Origin of the sequence: Streptomyces sp. RPT161, assembly GCF_027533845.1 — a bacterium.
GTDB lineage: Bacteria > Actinomycetota > Actinomycetes > Streptomycetales > Streptomycetaceae > Streptantibioticus_A > Streptantibioticus_A silvisoli_A.
The window spans coordinates 523,941-542,371 of sequence record NZ_JAPZVN010000002.1 but is presented as its reverse complement, the minus strand read 5'-3'; the positions used below and the strand labels follow the sequence as shown (position 1 = coordinate 542,371).

The 18,431-nt window shown below is 70.9% G+C and carries 16 protein-coding genes; 2 read left to right on the top strand and 14 right to left on the bottom strand.

The window, feature by feature from the left end:
* Positions 1-89: 89 nt before the first annotated feature.
* From O5O46_RS07090 to mraZ, 14 genes are all read right to left on the bottom strand, one after another.
* On the bottom strand, positions 90-809 hold the full coding sequence (locus O5O46_RS07090) for a YggS family pyridoxal phosphate-dependent enzyme (protein WP_269854374.1): 720 nt from the start codon (positions 807-809) through the stop codon (positions 90-92).
* Positions 810-816: 7 nt separating this feature from the next.
* Positions 817-1,533 carry a peptidoglycan editing factor PgeF gene (gene pgeF / locus O5O46_RS07085; protein WP_269854373.1) on the bottom strand — a complete coding sequence of 239 codons (717 nt, stop codon included), beginning with the start codon at positions 1,531-1,533 and terminating at the stop codon, positions 817-819.
* A gap of 34 nt (positions 1,534-1,567) precedes the next feature.
* Complete coding sequence (ftsZ, locus tag O5O46_RS07080) at positions 1,568-2,818, bottom strand: cell division protein FtsZ (RefSeq protein ID WP_269854372.1); 1,251 nt, start codon at positions 2,816-2,818, stop codon at positions 1,568-1,570.
* Positions 2,819-3,092: 274 nt separating this feature from the next.
* Complete coding sequence (locus O5O46_RS07075; RefSeq protein WP_443072415.1) at positions 3,093-3,899, bottom strand: cell division protein FtsQ/DivIB; 807 nt, start codon at positions 3,897-3,899, stop codon at positions 3,093-3,095.
* A gap of 30 nt (positions 3,900-3,929) precedes the next feature.
* Positions 3,930-5,024, bottom strand: coding sequence for an undecaprenyldiphospho-muramoylpentapeptide beta-N-acetylglucosaminyltransferase (gene murG, locus O5O46_RS07070; protein ID WP_269854370.1), 1,095 nt, complete (start codon positions 5,022-5,024; stop codon positions 3,930-3,932).
* A gap of 6 nt (positions 5,025-5,030) precedes the next feature.
* Positions 5,031-6,437 (bottom strand): putative lipid II flippase FtsW, encoded by a 1,407-nt coding sequence (gene ftsW, locus O5O46_RS07065; RefSeq protein ID WP_269854369.1) that lies wholly within the window; start codon positions 6,435-6,437, stop codon positions 5,031-5,033.
* A 57-nt stretch (positions 6,438-6,494) separates the two neighbouring features.
* On the bottom strand, positions 6,495-7,961 hold the full coding sequence (murD, locus tag O5O46_RS07060) for a UDP-N-acetylmuramoyl-L-alanine--D-glutamate ligase (RefSeq protein ID WP_269854368.1): 1,467 nt from the start codon (positions 7,959-7,961) through the stop codon (positions 6,495-6,497).
* A gap of 8 nt (positions 7,962-7,969) precedes the next feature.
* A complete protein-coding gene (gene mraY, locus O5O46_RS07055) occupies positions 7,970-9,034 on the bottom strand; it encodes a phospho-N-acetylmuramoyl-pentapeptide-transferase (RefSeq protein ID WP_269854367.1) in 1,065 nt (354 codons plus the stop codon).
* A complete protein-coding gene (locus O5O46_RS07050) occupies positions 9,034-10,458 on the bottom strand; it encodes a UDP-N-acetylmuramoyl-tripeptide--D-alanyl-D-alanine ligase (protein WP_269854366.1) in 1,425 nt (474 codons plus the stop codon). Before O5O46_RS07050 ends, mraY begins: the two co-directional genes overlap by 1 nt.
* On the bottom strand, positions 10,455-12,170 hold the full coding sequence (locus O5O46_RS07045; protein WP_443072414.1) for a UDP-N-acetylmuramoyl-L-alanyl-D-glutamate--2,6-diaminopimelate ligase: 1,716 nt from the start codon (positions 12,168-12,170) through the stop codon (positions 10,455-10,457). The genes O5O46_RS07050 and O5O46_RS07045 overlap by 4 nt, the downstream gene beginning before the upstream one ends.
* A gap of 7 nt (positions 12,171-12,177) precedes the next feature.
* Positions 12,178-14,115: a peptidoglycan D,D-transpeptidase FtsI family protein gene (locus tag O5O46_RS07040; RefSeq protein WP_269854365.1), complete on the bottom strand. Its 1,938-nt coding sequence runs from the start codon at positions 14,113-14,115 to the stop codon at positions 12,178-12,180.
* A 4-nt stretch (positions 14,116-14,119) separates the two neighbouring features.
* Positions 14,120-14,530: a septum formation initiator family protein gene (locus tag O5O46_RS07035; RefSeq protein WP_276092342.1), complete on the bottom strand. Its 411-nt coding sequence runs from the start codon at positions 14,528-14,530 to the stop codon at positions 14,120-14,122.
* Positions 14,527-15,474, bottom strand: coding sequence for a 16S rRNA (cytosine(1402)-N(4))-methyltransferase RsmH (gene rsmH, locus O5O46_RS07030; RefSeq protein WP_443072427.1), 948 nt, complete (start codon positions 15,472-15,474; stop codon positions 14,527-14,529). The genes O5O46_RS07035 and rsmH overlap by 4 nt, the downstream gene beginning before the upstream one ends.
* Positions 15,475-15,814: 340 nt before the next feature.
* A complete protein-coding gene (gene mraZ / locus O5O46_RS07025) occupies positions 15,815-16,246 on the bottom strand; it encodes a division/cell wall cluster transcriptional repressor MraZ (RefSeq protein ID WP_269854364.1) in 432 nt (143 codons plus the stop codon).
* A gap of 367 nt (positions 16,247-16,613) precedes the next feature.
* Between mraZ and O5O46_RS07020 the strand changes: the two genes are divergently transcribed.
* Positions 16,614-17,147, top strand: a complete 534-nt coding sequence (locus O5O46_RS07020) for a beta-class carbonic anhydrase (RefSeq protein ID WP_269854363.1) — start codon at positions 16,614-16,616, stop codon at positions 17,145-17,147.
* A 174-nt stretch (positions 17,148-17,321) separates the two neighbouring features.
* Entirely contained in the window at positions 17,322-18,317 is a 996-nt protein-coding gene (locus O5O46_RS07015) for an AAA family ATPase (protein WP_269854362.1), read from the top strand.
* Positions 18,318-18,431 lie beyond the last annotated feature (114 nt).

Sequence of the window (18,431 nt, the reverse complement as noted above, 5' to 3'; positions counted from 1 at the left end):
GTCACCAGGTGAGGGGATCCACTCGGTCAGCTCCGTGTTTTGACGGAGCATGACCATATTTTCTGCTGTGGTCCGACTTCCTCGTGACGTTACCCGAGGGCGGGACGGACTCCGAGTACCGCCGTACCGACGCGTACATGTGTCGCACCGGCGGCGACGGCGTCCTCAAGGTCCGAACTCATCCCTGCGGACACCATGGTTGCAGCCGGATGCGCTTCGCGCAGCGCGGATGCGATTTCCATCAGCCGGTCGAAGGCGGCGCGCGGTTTTCCCGCGTAGGGCCCGGCGAGCGGCGCTACAGTCATCACCCCCGCGAGCCGGAGCCCGGGGGCGGCGGCGATCGCGTCCGCGACGGAGGCCGCATCGGCGGGCGCCGCACCGCCCCGGCTGCCAACGGACCCTGACGGGGCGTCGAGCGCCACCTGCACCAGGCAGCCCACTTCGCGCTCGGCCCGCACCGCGGCGGCCGACAGCGCGTCAACCAGTCGCAAACGGTCGACAGAGTGCACGAAGTCGGCATAACGCACCACAGACCGCGCCTTGTTGGTCTGCAGTTGCCCTACGAAGTGCCATTTCAGGTCGAGTTCAGCACATTCGGCGGCCTTGGGTGCCGCGTCCTGGTCGCGGTTCTCCGCGACCTCCCGCACCCCGAGTTCCGCGAGAAACCTCACATCGCTCGCCGGGTAGGTCTTGGTGACCACGATCAGGGTCACCTCCTCGCGCTCCCTCCCCGCGGCGGCGCACGCGTCCGCGATGCGCCGCTCGACCCGGGCCAGATTCGCGGCCAGTTGGGCCTTCCTGTCCGTCATCTCTCCGTCACTCGCTGCCGTCCAGCCACACATACCCGGCGAGCCGCCCAGTCGTGCGGTCGCGCCGGTAGGAGAAGTGGTCCGCCGACTCCAGGGTGCAGATATGGGATTTCTCTCTTCTTGCCACCCCAAGTCGGGCGAGTTGGGCATGCACTCCGGCGGCCACGTCGACCGCGGGCGTCCCCCAACTCGTCTGCGCCCACGCCTCGGGAACCGACTCGGCGACCGCCGCCCGCATCTCGCCCGGCACCTCGTAGCACCGGCCGCAGACCGAGGGCCCGGTGAAGGCCGTGATGCGTTCGGGCCGCGCGCCCAGACCGGTCATCGCCTCGACCGCCGCCGGAACCACTCCGGCGACCAGCCCCGGCCGCCCCGAATGCGCCGCGGCCACCACACCCGCCACCGGGTCGGCCAGCAGTACCGGCACGCAGTCCGCGGTGAGCACGGCGAGCGCGAGCCCCGGGCGGGCGGTGACCACGGCGTCCACCGCTGGAACCGGCGCGCCATCCCAGGGGGCGGTGACCACGGCGACGTCGTTGCCGTGCACCTGGTTCATCCATACCACCGCGCCGGGGTCAAGCCCCAGGGCCTTGGCGGCCAGTTCGCGGTTCTCCCGTACGGCCCGCGGCTCGTCGCCGACCGCTCCGCCGAGGTTGAGCTCCTCGTAAGGAGCGGCGCTCACCCCGCCCCACCGGTCGGTGAAGGCGAAGTGGGCGCCGCTCACTTCGTAACGCTGCTGAATTATCAACTGGGCCGGTTCACTTCAGAAAGTCGGGAACGTCCAGTTCCTCGGCCTGACTGTCCTGGTAGGGACGGGCCGGGGGCACCTGCGGCGGTGTGAGCGGAGCGGTCGGGGCCTCGGCGGCCACCGCGGGCTCCGGCTTCTCCTCGCGCACCGGCTCCGGTTCACGCGGAGTGACGCTGCCGAGGCCGCCGAACACCGGGCGCGGAGTCTCGGTCGGCTGGCTGCCGATGCGGGAGGCGGCGGACGGGGTGGACGACGCGTTCTCGTCGCGGCCGCCGTAGGAACCGAGCACCTTCTCGCGGTTCTTGGTGGGCGGCTGGCCGCCGTCGAACCCGGCGGCGATGACGGTGACCCGCACCTCGTCGCCGAGCGCGTCGTCGATGACCGCGCCGAAGATGATGTTGGCCTCGGGGTGCGCGGCCTCGCTGACCAGTTGGGCCGACTCGTTGATCTCGAACAGGCCGAGGTCCGAACCGCCCGAGATGGACAGCAGCACGCCGCGGGCGCCGTCGATGGACGCTTCGAGCAGCGGCGAGGAGATCGCCATCTCGGCGGCGGCCACCGCGCGGTCGTCGCCGCGCGCCGAGCCGATGCCCATCAGCGCCGAACCCGCCTCGGACATCACGGACTTGACGTCCGCGAAGTCCAGGTTGATCAGGCCAGGGGTGGTGATCAGGTCGGTGATGCCCTGGACACCGGAGAGCAGTACCTGGTCCGCCGACTTGAACGCGTCCAGCACGCTGACCTGGCGGTCGGAGATGGACAGCAGACGGTCGTTGGGGATGACGATCAGGGTGTCGACCTCGTCGCGCAGGTCCGCGATGCCGTCCTCGGCCTGGTTGGCGCGGCGGCGGCCCTCGAAGGTGAACGGGCGGGTGACCACGCCGATCGTCAACGCGCCCAGCGACCGGGCGATGTTGGCGACGACGGGTGCGCCACCGGTTCCGGTGCCGCCGCCCTCGCCCGCGGTGACGAAGACCATGTCGGCCCCCTTGAGGACCTCCTCGATCTCCTCGCGGTGGTCCTCGGCGGCCTTGCGGCCGACATCGGGGTTGGCGCCGGCGCCGAGGCCGCGGGTGAGCTCACGGCCGACATCGAGCTTGACGTCGGCGTCGCTCATCAGCAGGGCCTGCGCATCGGTGTTGATCGCGATGAACTCGACGCCCTTGAGACCGACCTCGATCATCCGGTTGATGGCGTTGACGCCTCCGCCGCCAATGCCGACGACCTTGATGACTGCGAGGTAGTTCTGCGGTGCTGCCACGTCGAAGGCCTCTCGCCTCGATTTACGTGTCGCCGCCTCGCGAAGTCGCGGTGCGCCGACGGATGCCGATGGGACGGTTCGGACGCCGACCCGAACCCTAACCCTGAGGTTTAGGGTTACCAGTATGTCTGTTCCTTGTGTCCGCCTGCACAGGACACTAAGTCGACAAGCGGTACTCGTTCAACGAACACGCCGAACCTCCCGCTTTTCTTTTGACCCTATGTGATCACGCTCGATGCGGGCCAACCAGGGTGGCCCCGGACAATCTGCGCCGTCAACTACCCGATGACGCGGGCGCGGTGGGGGCGCTCACGTCGTAGTGCGTGACACTCCCCTGCGCCTTCATCAGTGCAGTCAGCGCGGCGGCCTTCTGGGCACCGCGTTCCGCGCTGCCCCACAGGACCGAGCGACCACCGGTGAGTTCCAGCGAGATGGCGTCAAACGACCGCACTTGGATGGCTTGCGTCTGCTTCTGTACTGATTCAGGTAGATCCATAGCGACTTGCGCCGCCGCGTGGAGAAGTCGGTCTGTCCCGAAATAGCGGTTGCTGGGAGACCGGTTCTGGTCAGCCGACGCGGCGTCGCCCGCCAATTCGACGAACGGAACTCCGGAAGGCGGCGTCGAGTCCACAGCAAATCGGACACCGCCCGCGTCCAGTTCCTGGAACTTTCCGTCCTTTTTGAGAACTGCTTTTGGTGTTCGCTCGGTTACTTTCAGTGCGATCGAGTCCGGCCATGACCGTTCGACGTCAACCGAGGCGATCCGCAACAACCTCGAACGGAGCCGGTCCGCCACCGCGCGGGTGTCGACCGAGACCAACGGGGTCCCGATCCGCACCGCCGCCGCGGCCCTGACCTGGTCCGGGGTGAGCACCCGGGTGCCCGCCACCTCGACCTGGCGCACCCTCAGCCACGGTGATCCGTAGACCAGATACGTACCGCCCGCCAGCAGCAGGACGACCGCCCCCAGCAGTGCCAGCACGCCGCGCCGGGACAGCCGCAGCCGTGGCGGGCGGCCGGGAGAGGGGCGCGGCCGGACCGGGCGAGCGCGCTCACGGTTGGCGGTCGTCGATCCGGCCACTGCCCCTCCTCTAGCTGCGCACGTCGTTCCCTATCCTGCCCGGCCGGCGGCGATGGCCTCGCGCACCATGCCGACGAGGAGGTCGTCCGCGTCGCGGCGGCCGAACTCGGCGGCGGAGCGTGACATCTCGTACAACCGGTGCGGATCGGTCAGCACCGGCAGGACGTTGCCCAGCACCCACTCCGGGGTCAGCTCGGCGTCGTCGACCAGCAGGCCGCCGCCCGCCTTGACCACCGGCTGGGCGTTGAGGCGCTGCTCGCCGTTGCCGATCGGCAGCGGGACGTACGCGGCGGGCAGGCCCACCGCGGACAGCTCGGCGACGGTCATGGCACCGGCCCGGCAGAGCATCATGTCGGCCGCGGCGTACGCCAGATCCATCCGGTCGACATAGGGAACCGGGATGTACGGGGGCATGCCCGGCATGTTGTTCGGCTGCGGCAGCTCGTTCTTGGGGCCGACAGCGTGCAGGATCTGCACCCCGGACTGCTGGAGCCGCGGGGCGACCGCCTGGACGGTCTCGTTGAGCCTGCGGGCGCCCTGCGAGCCGCCGGAGACCAGCAGCGTGGGCAGGTTGGGGTCCAGGCCGAACGCGGCGCGCGCCTGCGGGCGCACGGCGGCCCGGTCGAGGGTCGCGATGGAGCGGCGCAGCGGGATGCCGATGTAGCGGGCGTCGCGCAGCTTGCTGTCGGGGGTGCTGACCGCGACGACCTTCGCGTAGCGGGACCCGATCTTGTTGGCCAGGCCGGGGCGGGCGTTGGCCTCGTGGACCACGATCGGCACCCCGAGCCGCTTGGCGGCCAGGTAGCCGGGCAGTGCCACGTAGCCGCCGAAGCCCACCACGCAGGAGGCCTTGGTGCGCTCCAGCACCTGCTCCGCGGCCTTGATGGTGCCGCGCAGTCGGCCGGGCACGGTGATGAGTTCCGCGGTGGGCCTGCGTGGCAGGGGCACGGCGGGGATCAACGCCAGTTCGTAGCCGCGTTCCGGAACCAGCCTGGTCTCCAGGCCCCGCTCCGTACCGAGCGCCGTGATACCCACGGTCGGGTCCTGCCTGCGCAGGGCATCCGCGAGCGCGAGCGCGGGCTCGATGTGGCCGGCGGTCCCACCGCCGGCGAGAACGACATGCACCGAAATTCACCGCTTCCTGGACGACCGTCGTCGGACGAGACGTCGCATGCTACGTGTCATTGCCCCTGTCACAGGACCCGCCCCCCGCGCGGCCAGCGCCGCCCTGGCTCCAGGCTCGCTCCTAGCGAAGGAGATCAGCAACCCGATCGCGAACATGGTCGGCAGCAACGCCGAACCCCCGTAGGAGAACAGCGGGAGCGGAACCCCGGCGATCGGCAGCAGACCGAGCACCGACCCGATGTTGACCACGGCCTGGGCCATGATCCACGTGGTCACGCTTCCCGCCGCGAACCTGACGAAGGGGTCCTCCGTGCGTCCGGCTACGCGGATACCCGCATAGCCTAGAGCCGCGAACAGACCGAGCACCGACAGCGTCCCCGCGAGCCCGAGTTCCTCTCCCGTCACCGCGAAGATGAAGTCGGTATGCGGTTCGGGGAGTTGACCCCATTTTTCCACACTCGCGCCAAGACCGGAACCAAACCATCCGCCCGAGGCGAGTGCATAGAGCCCGTGCACCGCCTGCCAGCACTGGTCGTTGGTACCCGGATCGGTGGCGCCGATGCACGCCAGTCGGGACATCCGGTGCGGGCTGGTCTTGATCAGCAGCAGCGCGAGCAGTCCCGCCACCCCCATGACGCCCGCGAACAGCCTGGTGGGCGCACCGGCCAGCCACAGCAGCCCGAACAGCATCGCGGTGAGCACGATCGCGGTGCCCATGTCGCCGCCGAGCAGGATCAGTCCGAGGATCAGCATCACCACCGGCACGAGTGGTACCAGCAGGTGCTTCCACTGGGTGAGCAGCCGCTTCTCGTACTTGCGGGCGAGCAGGTCGGCGCCCCAGAGCACCAGGGCGAGCTTGGCGAACTCACTGGGCTGCATCTGGAAAGGGCCGCCGACGGACAGCCAGTTCTGGTTGCCGTTGACCTTCTTCCCTATCCCCGGCACCTGTACCAGCACCATCAGGAAAATCGATCCGGCGAGCAGCGGATAGGCCAGCGCCCGATGGGTGCGCACCGGCAGCCGGGCGGCCACCACCAGCAGGACGCCGCCGATGGCCGCCGCGAGCAACTGCTTGCGGAAGAAGTACGTGCCCGGCAGGCCCATCTGCAACGCCTTGACCTGGGAAGCGGAGAAGACCATCACCAGGCCCAGCACGATGATCAGCGCACTGCCGCCGACGATCAGGTAGTACGCGGTCAGCGGCCGGTCCCAGGCCCTCCTGGCCCGCTCGTACGCGAGCTGCGCTCCTCGCAGTTGCTCTGCCGGGCGCGGTGTGCCGGTACGCGGTGCGGTGCCCCGGGCGGAGCCGCGCGGTGGGCCGCCCGGGGCGGCGGCCGGAGTGCGGCGGCCGGGCAGCGGCTGCGCTCCCGGCCCGGGGCGGCGGCCACGGGCGGTCGAGCGGTCGGCCGTCATGCGCGTCCCCTCCATCGGTGCGTCGCGCCGGGTCCTCGGCGACGCGTGGACGCCCGGCTATCGGTTGTTGTGCAGAGCGCGTACGGCTTCGGCGAAGGCATCGCCGCGCTTGCCGTAGTTGGCGAACATGTCCATCGAGGCACAGGCGGGGGCCAGCAGGACGGTGTCGCCGGGCTGGGCAAGCGCTTTGGCGGCGTCGACCACGGCCGTCATCGCTTCAGTGTCGGTCCGTTCCAGGTCCACGACCGGGACCTCGGGGGCGTGTCGCCGAAGCGCTTCGGCGATCAGCGCGCGGTCGGCGCCGATGAGCACCGCCCCGCGAAGTCGCTTTGCCGATTTGGCGACAAGTTCGTCGAACGTGGCGCCCTTGGCCAGGCCGCCCGCGATCCACACCACGTGCTCGTAGGCGGCCAAGGACGCCTCGGCGGCGTGGGTGTTGGTGGCCTTGGAGTCGTCGACGTAGTCCACACCGTCCACGGTCGCGACCCGCGCGATGCGGTGCGCGTCCGGGCGGAAGGCGCGCAGCCCGTCGCGTACCGCCTGCGGCTCGACGCCGTAGGCGCGGGCGAGCGCGGCGGCGGCCAGCGCGTTGGCGATGTTGTGCGGTGCGACGGTGCCCTGCTGGGCGATGTCGGAGACCTCGCACAGCTCCTGGGCGTTCTTGTGCCGGTTCGCCACGAAGGCCCTGTCGACCAGCAGGCCCTCCACCACGCCGAGTTGGGAGGGGGCGGGAGTGCCGAGGGTGAAGCCGATGGCCCGGCAGCCCTCCTCCACGTCGGCGCCGCGTACCAGTTCCTCGGTGGCCGGGTCGGCGGTGTTGTAGACGCAGGCGACCTTGTTGCCCTCGTAGGCACGGCCCTTGTCGGCGGCGTACGCCGCCATCGAGCCGTGCCAGTCGAGGTGGTCGGGGGCGATGTTGAGCACGGCGGCGGAGTGCGCGCGCACGCTCGGCGCCCAGTGCAGTTGGTAGCTGGACAGCTCCACGGCGAGCACGTCGTACGGCTCGTCGGAGAGCACGACGTCCAGGATCGGGGTGCCGATGTTGCCGACGGCCGCGGTACGCAGGCCCGCGGCCTTCAGGATCGAGGCGAGCATCTGGACCGTGGTGGTCTTGCCGTTGGTGCCGGTCACCACGAGCCAGTCGGCCGCGCCCGCCCGTCGCCCTCCGCCCTCAGCCGAGGCGCCGCGCGCCGCGGCCACATCCTGTCCCCTTAGCCGCCAGGCGAGTTCGACATCGCCCCACACCGGCACGTTCGCCGCCGCGGCGGCGGTGAACAGCGGGCTGGTCGGCTTCCAGCCGGGCGAGGTGACGATGAGGTCGGTGCCCTCCGGCAGCGTGTCGCCGTCGCCGAGGCGGACCGCGATGCCCTCGGCCTCCAGGGCGGTGGCGGTCCGGCGCTGCTTGTCGCCGTCACCGCCGTCCACCACGGTGACCCTCGCCCCGAGACCGGCGAGCACCCGGGCGGCGCTCAGTCCGGTGACGCCGAGCCCGGCGACGGTGACGTTCTTCCCCGACAGTTCCATGGCAGTCCTTACTTCGCCGCGACGAAGCCCGCGTAGAACAGGCCCAGGCCAACGGCCATGCACATGCCCTGGATGATCCAGAACCGGACCACGACCAGGACCTCGCTCCACCCCTTCAACTCGAAGTGGTGCTGGAGCGGAGCCATTCGGAAGACCCGTTTCCCGGTGAGCCGGAAGGAGCCGACCTGGATCACCACGGAGAGGGTGATCAGCACGAACAGGCCGCCGAGGATGGCCAGCAGCAACTCGGTGCGCGAGCAGATCGCCAGCCCGGCGAGCGCGCCGCCGAGCGCCAGCGAACCGGTGTCGCCCATGAAGATCTTGGCGGGTGAGGTGTTCCACCACAGGAAGCCGAAGCACGCGCCCATCAGCGCCGCCGCCACCACCGCGAGGTCCAGCGGATCGCGTACGTCGTAGCAACCCGGGCCCGCGGTCAGCGGGTTGGCGCAGGACTGTCCGTACTGCCACACACCGATGACGGTGTAGGCGGCGAAGACCATCACCGAGGCGCCGGTGGCCAGACCGTCCAGACCGTCGGTGAGGTTCACGCCGTTGGACATCGCCAGGATCATGAACAGCGCCCAGATGACGAAGATCACCGGGCCGATCGACCAGCCGAAGTCCTGGGTGAAGGACAGCCTGGTGGACGCGGGCGTGGTGCCGCGCCCGTCGGCGAAGTTGAGAGCCAGGATCGCGAAGGTGATACCGACGATGAACTGTCCGGCCATCTTGGCCTTGGCGCGCAGGCCCAGGCTGCGCTGCTTGACGATCTTGATGTAGTCGTCGAGGAAGCCGACCACACCGAGCCCGGCGAACAGGAAAAGCACCAACAGACCGGACATGGTGGGGCGTTCGGAGACGATGACCTTGGTCAACGCGTAGGCGATCAGCGTCGCCAGGATGAACGCGATGCCGCCCATCGTCGGGGTGCCGCGCTTGCTGTGGTGTTCCTTGGGCCCGTCGTCGCGGATGAACTGCCCGTAGCCCTTGCGGGCCAGCAACTTGATCAGCAGCGGAGTGCCGACCAGGGACAGGAACAGCGCGATGACACCGGAGATGAGGATCTGCTTCATCACCGCGCGCCCTCGCCCTCGGCACCTTCGAGCAGGGCCAGCGCGACCCGCTCAAGGCCGACCGACCTCGATGCCTTCACCAGCACGACATCCCCCGGGCGCACTTCGCTGCGCAGCAAATCGATCGCCGTCTCCGCGTCGGACACGTGCACCGACTCCTCACCCCACGAACCCTCGTTCTTGGCGCCCATGTCCAGCCAGGCGGCCGCCTGGCCGCCCACGGCCACGAGCTTGCTGACGTTGAGCCGGACGGCGAGCCGCCCGACCGCGTCGTGCTCGGCGAGGGACTCCCCACCGAGCTCGGCCATCTCGCCGAGCACCGCCCATGTCCGACCCCCCTTTGCCCGTGCGGCCTCGCCCATGGCGACCAGCGCCCGTAGCGCGGCACGCATGGAGTCCGGGTTCGCGTTGTAGGCGTCGTTGACGACCGTCACACCGTCCGGCCGCTCGACGACCTCCATCCGCCAGCGTGAGAGTGTGCCCGCCTCCGAGAGCGCGGACGCGATCCGCGAGACGGGCATGCCCAGTTCACCGGCGACGGCGGCGGCAGCCAGCGCGTTCGACACGTGGTGCTCACCGTACAGCCGCAAGGTCACTTGGGCGCACCCGGTGGGTGTGCGGAGTGTGAAGACCGGGCGTCCGCTTCCGTCCAGGCGCACGTCCTCGGCCCGCACGTCGGCGTCCTCGGACTCGCCGAACAGCACGGTACGGGCCTTGGTGCGGCTGGCCATCGCCCGTACCAGCGGGTCGTCGGCGTTGAGCACGGCGACGCCGCCGTCCGCCGCGGTGGGCAGCGCCTCGACCAACTCGCCCTTCGCCTGGGCGATCTGCTCGCGGCCGCCGAACTCGCCGATGTGCGCGGTGCCGACGTTGAGCACCACACCGATGCGCGGCGGGGTCAGTCCGGTCAGGTAGTTGATGTGGCCGATGCCGCGCGCGCCCATCTCCAGCACCAGGTGACGGGTGTCCTGGTCGGCGCGGAGCGCGGTGAGCGGCAGCCCGATCTCGTTGTTGAAGGAGCCGGGAGGCCAGACCGTGGGACCGATCTTCTCCAGCAGCTGGGCGATCAGGTCCTTGGTGCTGGTCTTGCCCGCGGAGCCGGTGAGCGCGACGACGCTGGCGCCGAGCCGTTCGATGACGGCCCGGGCGAGCGCGCCGAGCGCGGCCTGTACGTCGTCCACGACGATCGACGGACCGGCGACCGGCCGGGCGGCCAGCACGGCCACCGCACCGGCCGCCAGCGCGGACTCGGCGAAGTCGTGTCCGTCCACCCGTTCGCCGCGGAAGGCGGCGAACAGCGCGCCGGGGCGCACCTCACGGGAGTCGATCACCACGGGTCCGGTGACGGTGACACGCGGGTCGGGTATGTCGTGCATGCTCCCGCCGACCGCCTGCGCGACTTCGGCGAGGGTGAATGCGATCACTGCTGGTCCTGGTCCTTCGCTTGGCTGAGCGGAGTTTCGGCTTTCCGAAGCGCGGCGTTCCGGATCGCCGTACGCAGTACCTCACGGTCGTCGAAGGGGCGTACCACTCCGGCGATGTCCTGGCCCTGTTCGTGGCCCTTGCCCGCGACAAGGACGGTGTCCCCGGGTTCGGCGACCGTGACGGCGGCGGCGATGGCGGCCGCCCGGTCGGGCTCCACGGTGACGTGTCCGCGCTCGTGCGCGGGTACCTCGGCGGCTCCGGCCAGCATCGCGGCCAGGATCGCCAGCGGGTCCTCGGAGCGCGGGTTGTCCGAGGTGAGGATCGCGGTGTCGGCGAGCCGGGCGCAGGCGGCGCCCATCGGCCCGCGCTTTTGCTGGTCGCGGTCGCCGCCGCAGCCGAGCACGACGTGGATCCGGCCCTCGGTGACCTTGCGCAGGGAGCGCAGCACGGACTCGACGGCGTCGGTCTTGTGCGCGTAGTCGACCACCGCCAGATATGGCTGGCCCTCGTCCACCCGCTCCAGCCGCCCCGGCACGCCGGGCACGGCGGCCACGCCGTCGGCGGCGAGCTGCGGGTCGATCCCGGCGGCGACCAGGGCGGTGATGGCGGCCAGTGTGTTGGCCACGTTGAACGGGCCGGGCAGCGGGGCGGTCGCGCTGACCCGCTCGTCCTTGGGGCCGACGACGGTGAAGGTGCTGCCCCGCGGTCCCACGGTCACGTCCTCGGCGCGCCAGTCGGCGTCCGGGTGGCCCTCGGCGGAGTAGCTGACCACCGGCACGGTGGCCTCCTTCAGCAGCCTGCGGCCGTACTCGTCGTCGAGGTTGACCACCGCGGCGCGGCTGCGGGCCGGGGTGAACAGCGCCGCCTTGGCCTGGAAGTAGTCCTCCATGTCGGAGTGGAACTCCATGTGCTCCGGGCTGAGGTTGGTGAACACCGCGATGTCGAAGACCGCGCCGTCCACCCGGCCGAGCACCAGGGCGTGGCTGGAGACCTCCATGGCGACGGAGCGCACCCCGCGCTCCCGCATCACCGCGAACAGCGCCTGCAGATCGGTGGCCTCCGGCGTGGTCCGCTCGCTCTTGATCCGCTCGTCGCCGATCCGGGACTCGACGGTGCCGATCAGTCCGGTGTGCTCCTGGTAGGCGGCCCGCAGCCCGCCCTCGACCAGGTAGGCGGTGGTGGTCTTGCCGGAGGTCCCGGTGATGCCGATCTGCAGCAGGTGCCGGCCGGGCTCGTCGTAGATCGCGGCGGCCAGCGCGCCCATCCGGGCCCGCGGCTGGTCCACCACGAGGACCGGCAGTCCGGTAGCCGCGGCCCGCCGCTCGCCCTCGGGGTCGGTCAGGATCGCGACCGCGCCGCGCTCGGCGGCCTGGGCGGCGAAGTCGGCGCCGTGGAAGCGGGCGCCCGGCAGTGCCGCGTAGACATCGCCTGGACGGACCGCACGGGAGTCGTGGGTGATGCCGGTGGCGGGCTTCCCCGGGGTGGGCACCGCGGTGCCGAGCTGTTCGGCCAGCTCCGTGAGCGGCTTGGGGCGGACCTGGGACGGGCGCGGGGGGCCCGGGACGTGACCGGGGTCCTGCGCTTGGTGGGACTGATCAGCATGTGGCACGGCGGTGAGGTTACCGGGCGGGCCGGGGTCCGGGCGAAAAGGGGCCAGCTCCGGCGGCTCGGCGCCGGTTCCCTCCCCCGGCGGGTTTGTGATCGTTGTCACGGTGCCCTCACTGCTTGCCTGGCTGGAAGTCGACGGGGATCTGCGGTGCCGGAGCGCCGGTCGGCGGCACCTGGAGGGTCTTCAACGCGAACTCCATGACCTGCTTGAACACCGGCCCGCAGATCTGGCCGCCGAAGTAGCTGCCGACCGTCGGGTTCTGGATGACGCAGGAGACCGTCACCCGCGGCTGGTCGGCCGGGGCGAAGCCCATGAACGACGCCGTGTAGCCGTGGTAGCGGCCGGTCTTGGGGTCGACCCGGTTGGCGGTACCGGTCTTGCCCGCCACCCGGTAGCCGTCGATCTGCGCCTTGGTGCCGGTGCCCTGGTCGTCGCCGACCACCGACTCCAGCATCTCGGCGACCGTCTTGGCGGTCTTCTCGCTGACCACCCTGGTCTTCTTGGGCGCCGGCGCCGGGGTGAACTGGCCGTCGGGGCCGACGGTGCCCTTGACCAGGGTCGGCTGGATCCTTACCCCGCCGTTGGCGATGGTGGAGTAGATCGAGGTGGCCTGGACCGCGTTGACGGACAGGCCCTGCCCGAACGGGATGGTGTACTGCTGCGAGGTGCTCCAGTTCTGCGGCCTGGCCAGGATGCCGGGGGTCTCACCGGGGAAGTTCAGTCCGGTGGGGTCGCCGATGCCGAACTTCTTCAGGTACGAGTACAGCACCTGGTCGGCCTGGCTCTGGGTCCGCCCGAGCTGGCCGGTGGCCAGGATCGTGCCGATGTTGCTGGACTTGGCCAGCACCCCGTTGAGGGTGAGGTCCCAGGTGCCGTGGTCGACGTCGTCGTGGAAGACCCGGTCGCCGCGCTGCAGGGTGCCGGGGACCACGACGTGCGTCCACGGGGTCGCGACGCCCTGGTCGAGGACGGCGGACATGGACATCAGCTTGCTGACGCTGCCCGGCTCGTAGGCGTCCTGGACCGCGGCGTTGCCCAGCGCGGCGGGGTCGGCGCCGCTGATGTCGTTGGGGTCGAAGCTTGGGGCGTCGGCCATGGCCAGGATCTGGCCGTTGCGCGCGTCCTGGACCACGACGTAGCCGCGGTCGGCGTGTGACTGGCGCACCTGCTGGCTGATGGCGCTCTGGGCGGCCCACTGGATGTCCCGGTCGATGGTCAGCTCGACGTTGGTGCCGGGGACCGCGGCCTGCTCCTGGAAGCCCGCGCTGGGGATCATCTGGCTGCCGGACTGGGCGTAGGTCATTTTGCCCGGCTTGCCGGCGAGTTCGGTGTTCAGCCCGGCCTCCAGGCCGCCCGCGCCCTGCTGTTGGCCGTTGACGAAGCCGAGCACCCCGGCGGCCAGCTCGGTGTTGGGGTAGACGCGCCTGCTGGTGGGCTCGGACAGCACGCCGTTGAGCAGTCCGGGGGCGCCGCGCTTGGCCGCCTGGTCGGCCAGGGTGCTCTTGAGGGCCTTGATCCGGTTCCACACCTGCGGCAACTGGCGGCGGGCCAGCACCACGTAGCGGGACTTGGGCGTGGCCAGTTGCTGGGCGATGGTCTGCTCGTCGCCGCCGATGACGGGGGCGAGCAGCTTGGCGGCCTGCTGCGGGGCGTCGCCGATCTTCGCCTGCTGCGGGGTGAACAGGTACGGGTCGGCGGTGATGTCGTACGCGTCGACGCTGGTGGCCAGCGGTACGCCGAAGCGGTCGGTGATGTCGCCGCGCTTGGCGGCGACCTCCACCGGCTGGTAGCGGTTGAGGTCCGCCTTGGCCGCGTACGCGGAGGCGTCGACCACCTGAACCTGGAACAGGCGGACCGAGAACACCACGAGCACCACGGTGAGCAGTACGGTGACCAGCCGCAGCCGGGGCCTGGGCTGCATCAGCCGCAGCGCCGGGGTCACCGACGGCCGGGCCTGGCCGGAGGCCCGCGGCCGGGGCGTGGCCACGGGCCTGCGCGGGGCCTGGCGGGGCGGCTGGCCCCGGCGGGGCGGCTTGGGCTCGGTCACTCGCTCACCTTCCGGCGCTCGGGGCGGGGGCGTTCGGTGGCGCGCCGGCCTGGCTGGGTACGCCGTGCACCCTGCCGTCGGCGCCGAGGAACACCGGGGTGCCGCCGGGGACCATGCCGAGCCCCCGGGCCCGCTGCTCCAGCGTGCCGGGGGCGGAGTCGCGGTCGACCTCCTGCTGGAGCGCCTGCTCCTGGTCGGTGAGGTCGGTGGTCTCCTTCTTCAGCTTCGACAACTGGAAGGAGCCCTGGTTCACGGCCGTGTTGAGCAGCAGCAGCGAGATCAGCCCACTGGCCAGCAGCGCCACCACCAGCAGCACGAACGGCGCCCGGGCGGCCTTCGCCGACCGCCTGGTGCGGCCGGGCAGCAGCCTGCCCAGCCCCGCCCCGGCCGCCGGCCTGGGTTTGCCGCCGGTCACGGGGCGTCCCGCTGGTCGTGGGCGTCCTCGCGGACGCGTTCGGCGGCGCGCAGCCGGGCCGGGGCGGCCCGGCGGTTGACGGCGATCTCCGCCTCGGTGGGCAGTTCGGCGCCGCGGGTGAGCAGCCTCAGCCGTGGCTGGTACCGCTCCGGTACGACCGGCAGGCCGGGCGGTGCGGTGCTGCTGGCGCCCGCCGCGAAGACCTGCTTGACCAGCCGGTCCTCCAGCGAGTGGTACGAGAGCACGGCGATCCGGCCGCCCACCGCCAGTGCGCCCACACCCGCTGGGATAGCCCGTTCCAGCACCGACAGTTCACCGTTGACCTCGATCCGCAGCGCCTGGAAGGTGCGTTTGGCCGGGTTGCCGCCAGTGCGCTTGGCGGCCTGCGGCAGTGCGGCGCGGATGAGTTCGACCAGCCGGGCGCTGTTGCGGAACGGCTCACGCTCCCGTTCCCGCACGATCGCCTCGACGATCTTCCGGGCGAACTTCTCCTCGCCGTACGTGCGCAGGATGCGGACGAGTTCACCGGGCGGATAGGTGTTGAGGACCTCGGCGGCACTGATGCCGGTGTCCTGGTTCATCCGCATGTCCAGAGGCGCGTCCTGGGCGTACGCGAAACCCCGCTCGGCCTCGTCGAGTTGCATGGAGGAGACGCCGAGGTCGAACAGGATGCCCTGGACCTTGGGGATCGCCAAACGCCGCAGCACGTCGGGGAGTTCGTCGTACACGGCATGCACCAAGGTGGCCCGGTCGCCGTACGGTGCCAGCCGCTCCCCGGCCAGTTTGAGCGCGGCCGGGTCGCGGTCGATGGCGACCAGCCGGGCCTGCGGGAAGTTGGCCAGCAGCGCCTCGCTGTGGCCGCCGAGGCCGAGCGTGGCGTCGACCACCACCGCGCCGGGTTCGGTCAGCGCCGGGGACAGCAGGTCCAGGCAGCGCTGGAGCATGACCGGGACATGGCGTGGCTCCTCCACAGTCACCGCCCCGTTCCGGCGTCGCCGGGCCGCGACCGCGGCGAGAGGCAGGGGGTGCCCCCCATGCCCTCAGGGCATGGGGGCGTTTGACTGGTGGTGCTCATCTGGGCCCTCTTGTCGGACTGCGCCCTGGGAACGCTGGACGTACCGCCGGGTCCCCGCCCGCTCGGAAGGGGAAGCGGTCGGCTGGCGCCGGGGAAGTAGCACCAGCAGACCATGGAGCGGGAGGAGGCCTGGCGTCACGTACGCGGATGGCGCGGGCGTGGCTGCCGGGTGTTTCGGATGCGGACGGTTCGGACGGTTGGCGGCGCGGTCACAGTATTCCGGGAAGCGCCTCCTGCGACAGGGCCGAGAAGGACTCCTCCTGGGCGGCGAGGTAGTGCTCCCAGGCCGCGGCGTCCCACACCTCGACCCGGTTGTTGGCGCCGATCACCGCGCAGTCCCGGAGCAGGCCCGCGTAGTCGCGCAGCGGCTGCGGGATGGTGATACGGCCCTGCTTGTCAGGTGTCTCGTCGGTGGCCCCGGCGAACAGCACCCGCATGTAGTCGCGGGCGGCCTTCGAGGTCACCGGCGCCTGCCGCAGCTGCTCGGTGACGGCACGGAACTCCGTCACCGGCCAGACGCACAGGCAGCGTTCCTGGCCCTTGGTGATCACCAGTCCGTCGGCGAGCTGTTCGCGGAACTTGGCCGGGAGGACGAGCCGGCTCTTGTCGTCGAGCCGCGGCGCGTACGTTCCGAGGAACATCCGCACCTCCCGTACTCGACCCGCACCGACCGCCCGGACTGTCCGAAACACCTCAGCGGGAGCACATCGCCTCCCACTTCGCGCCACTTTACTCCACGATGCCCCACGGTCAACCGACGTCAGGGTCGTCCGGCCGGCACCGTGACACGCGAAGCCGCAGGCCAGAGCGGTTGCGGCGGCAGTATGCGCGGGCACCCCGGCGCGGCGGGCCCAGCATCGCGCGCCCCCCGCGCGCAATTCACCCGTTCAGGGGAACGGTCTCCCTGCCTGTGGGTTACCTCACAGGATGCGTAATTGACATGGTAATTACGCAGTTTCGGCCATGCCTTGGCGGGACAGCGGGCCCGTCGCCCGTTACGGTCTCGGCATGCCGATACCTGCACCATTGCCTGCCGACGCCGCCCAGGGATCCGTGATCGACCGTCTGGTGGAGGCCAACCGTCGGTACGCGGCCGACTTCCACGACCCCGGGATGGACGCCCGCCCGGTACTGAAGGTCGCCGTCGTCGCCTGCATGGACGCCCGCATCGACCTGCACGCCGCGCTCGGCCTCCAACTGGGCGACTGCCACACCATCCGCAACGCGGGCGGTGTGGTCACCGACGACACCATCCGCTCACTGACCATCAGCCAGCGCGCCCTGGGCACCCGCTCGGTCGTGCTGATCCACCACACCGGCTGCGGCCTGCAGTCGCTGACCGAGGACTTCCGCACCGACCTGGAGCGCGAGGTCGGCCAGCGCCCGACCTGGGCGGTCGAGGCGTTCTCCGACGTGGACCAGGACGTACGGCAGTCGATGGCCCGGGTGCGCACCTCGCCGTTCCTGCCGCACACCGACGATGTACGCGGCTTCGTCTTCGACGTGCACACCGGTCTGCTGCGCGAAATCGCCAGCGACTAGGGCCCTCTTGGCGCAGGCCCGTGACGTACGGCCAAGCCGAAGGGAAGAATGCACACGGCGGCACCGGCTTGCCCGGTGCCGCTTCAGCCGGGGAGGGCCGGTGCTCGGGTCGCTACCGGCCGCTCCCCCAGGACAAGGGCGCCAGCCCGCCGCACATGGGCCTAGGAGGGCCGGGTGACGACCTTTGACGCACGAGCGAGCCTCAGCGATCTGACCACCACCGCCGACCGGGTGCGGCGTTCGGTGGAGAACGTGATCGAGGGCAAGCCCGAGGTCGTACGGCTGGCGCTGACCGTGCTGCTCGCCGAGGGGCACCTGCTGATCGAGGACGTGCCGGGGGTGGGCAAGACGATGCTCGCCAAGGCGCTGGCGAGATCCATCGACTGCTCGGTGCGCCGCATCCAGTTCACCCCCGACCTGCTGCCCTCGGACATCACCGGGGTCAGCGTCTTCGACCAGCAGCGCAAGGACTTCGAGTTCAAGCCGGGCGCGATCTTCGCGCAGATCGTGGTGGGCGACGAGATCAACCGAGCCTCGCCCAAGACGCAGTCCGCGCTGCTGGAGTCGATGGAGGAGCGACAGGTCACCATCGACGGCAGCACGTACGAACTCCCCAGCCCCTTCATGGTGATCGCCACCCAGAACCCGGTGGAGATGGAGGGCACCTACCCGCTGCCCGAGGCCCAGCGGGACCGCTTCATGGCCCGCGTTTCCATCGGATACCCCAGCCCCGAGGCGGAGTTGCAGATGCTGGACGTGCACGGCGGCGTCAGTCCGCTGGACGACCTGCAACCCGTGGCGCACGCCCATGAGATCGCCAAGCTGGTGGAGGCGGTGCGCACGGTGCACGTCGCGCCCGGTGTGCGGCGGTACGCGGTGGACCTGGTGGGCGCCACCCGGCACCATCCGGAGCTGCGGCTGGGTGCCTCACCACGCGCCACGCTGCACCTGGTGAGGGCGGCGCGGGCCGCGGCGGCGCTGGACGGACGGGAGTTCGTGCTGCCGGACGACGTCCAGGTGCTGGCGCCGGCGGTACTGGCGCACCGGCTACTGCCCACCGCCCAGGCGCAGTTGAACCGGCGCACCCCGGAACACGTGGTCGCTGAGATCGTCCGCCGCACCCCGGTCCCCGACCCGTACGGCCCCGGACAGCGCGGCCGGTCCCTGTGAGGACGCGTACGGCTGGCGCCGTTTCCGCGAACCGCGGCCGGGGCGCGGCGGGTTGGGCGCCGCCGGAACGCGTCACCGCGGCCGCTCGCCGTCGCGGCGGGCAGTTCCTGCCGT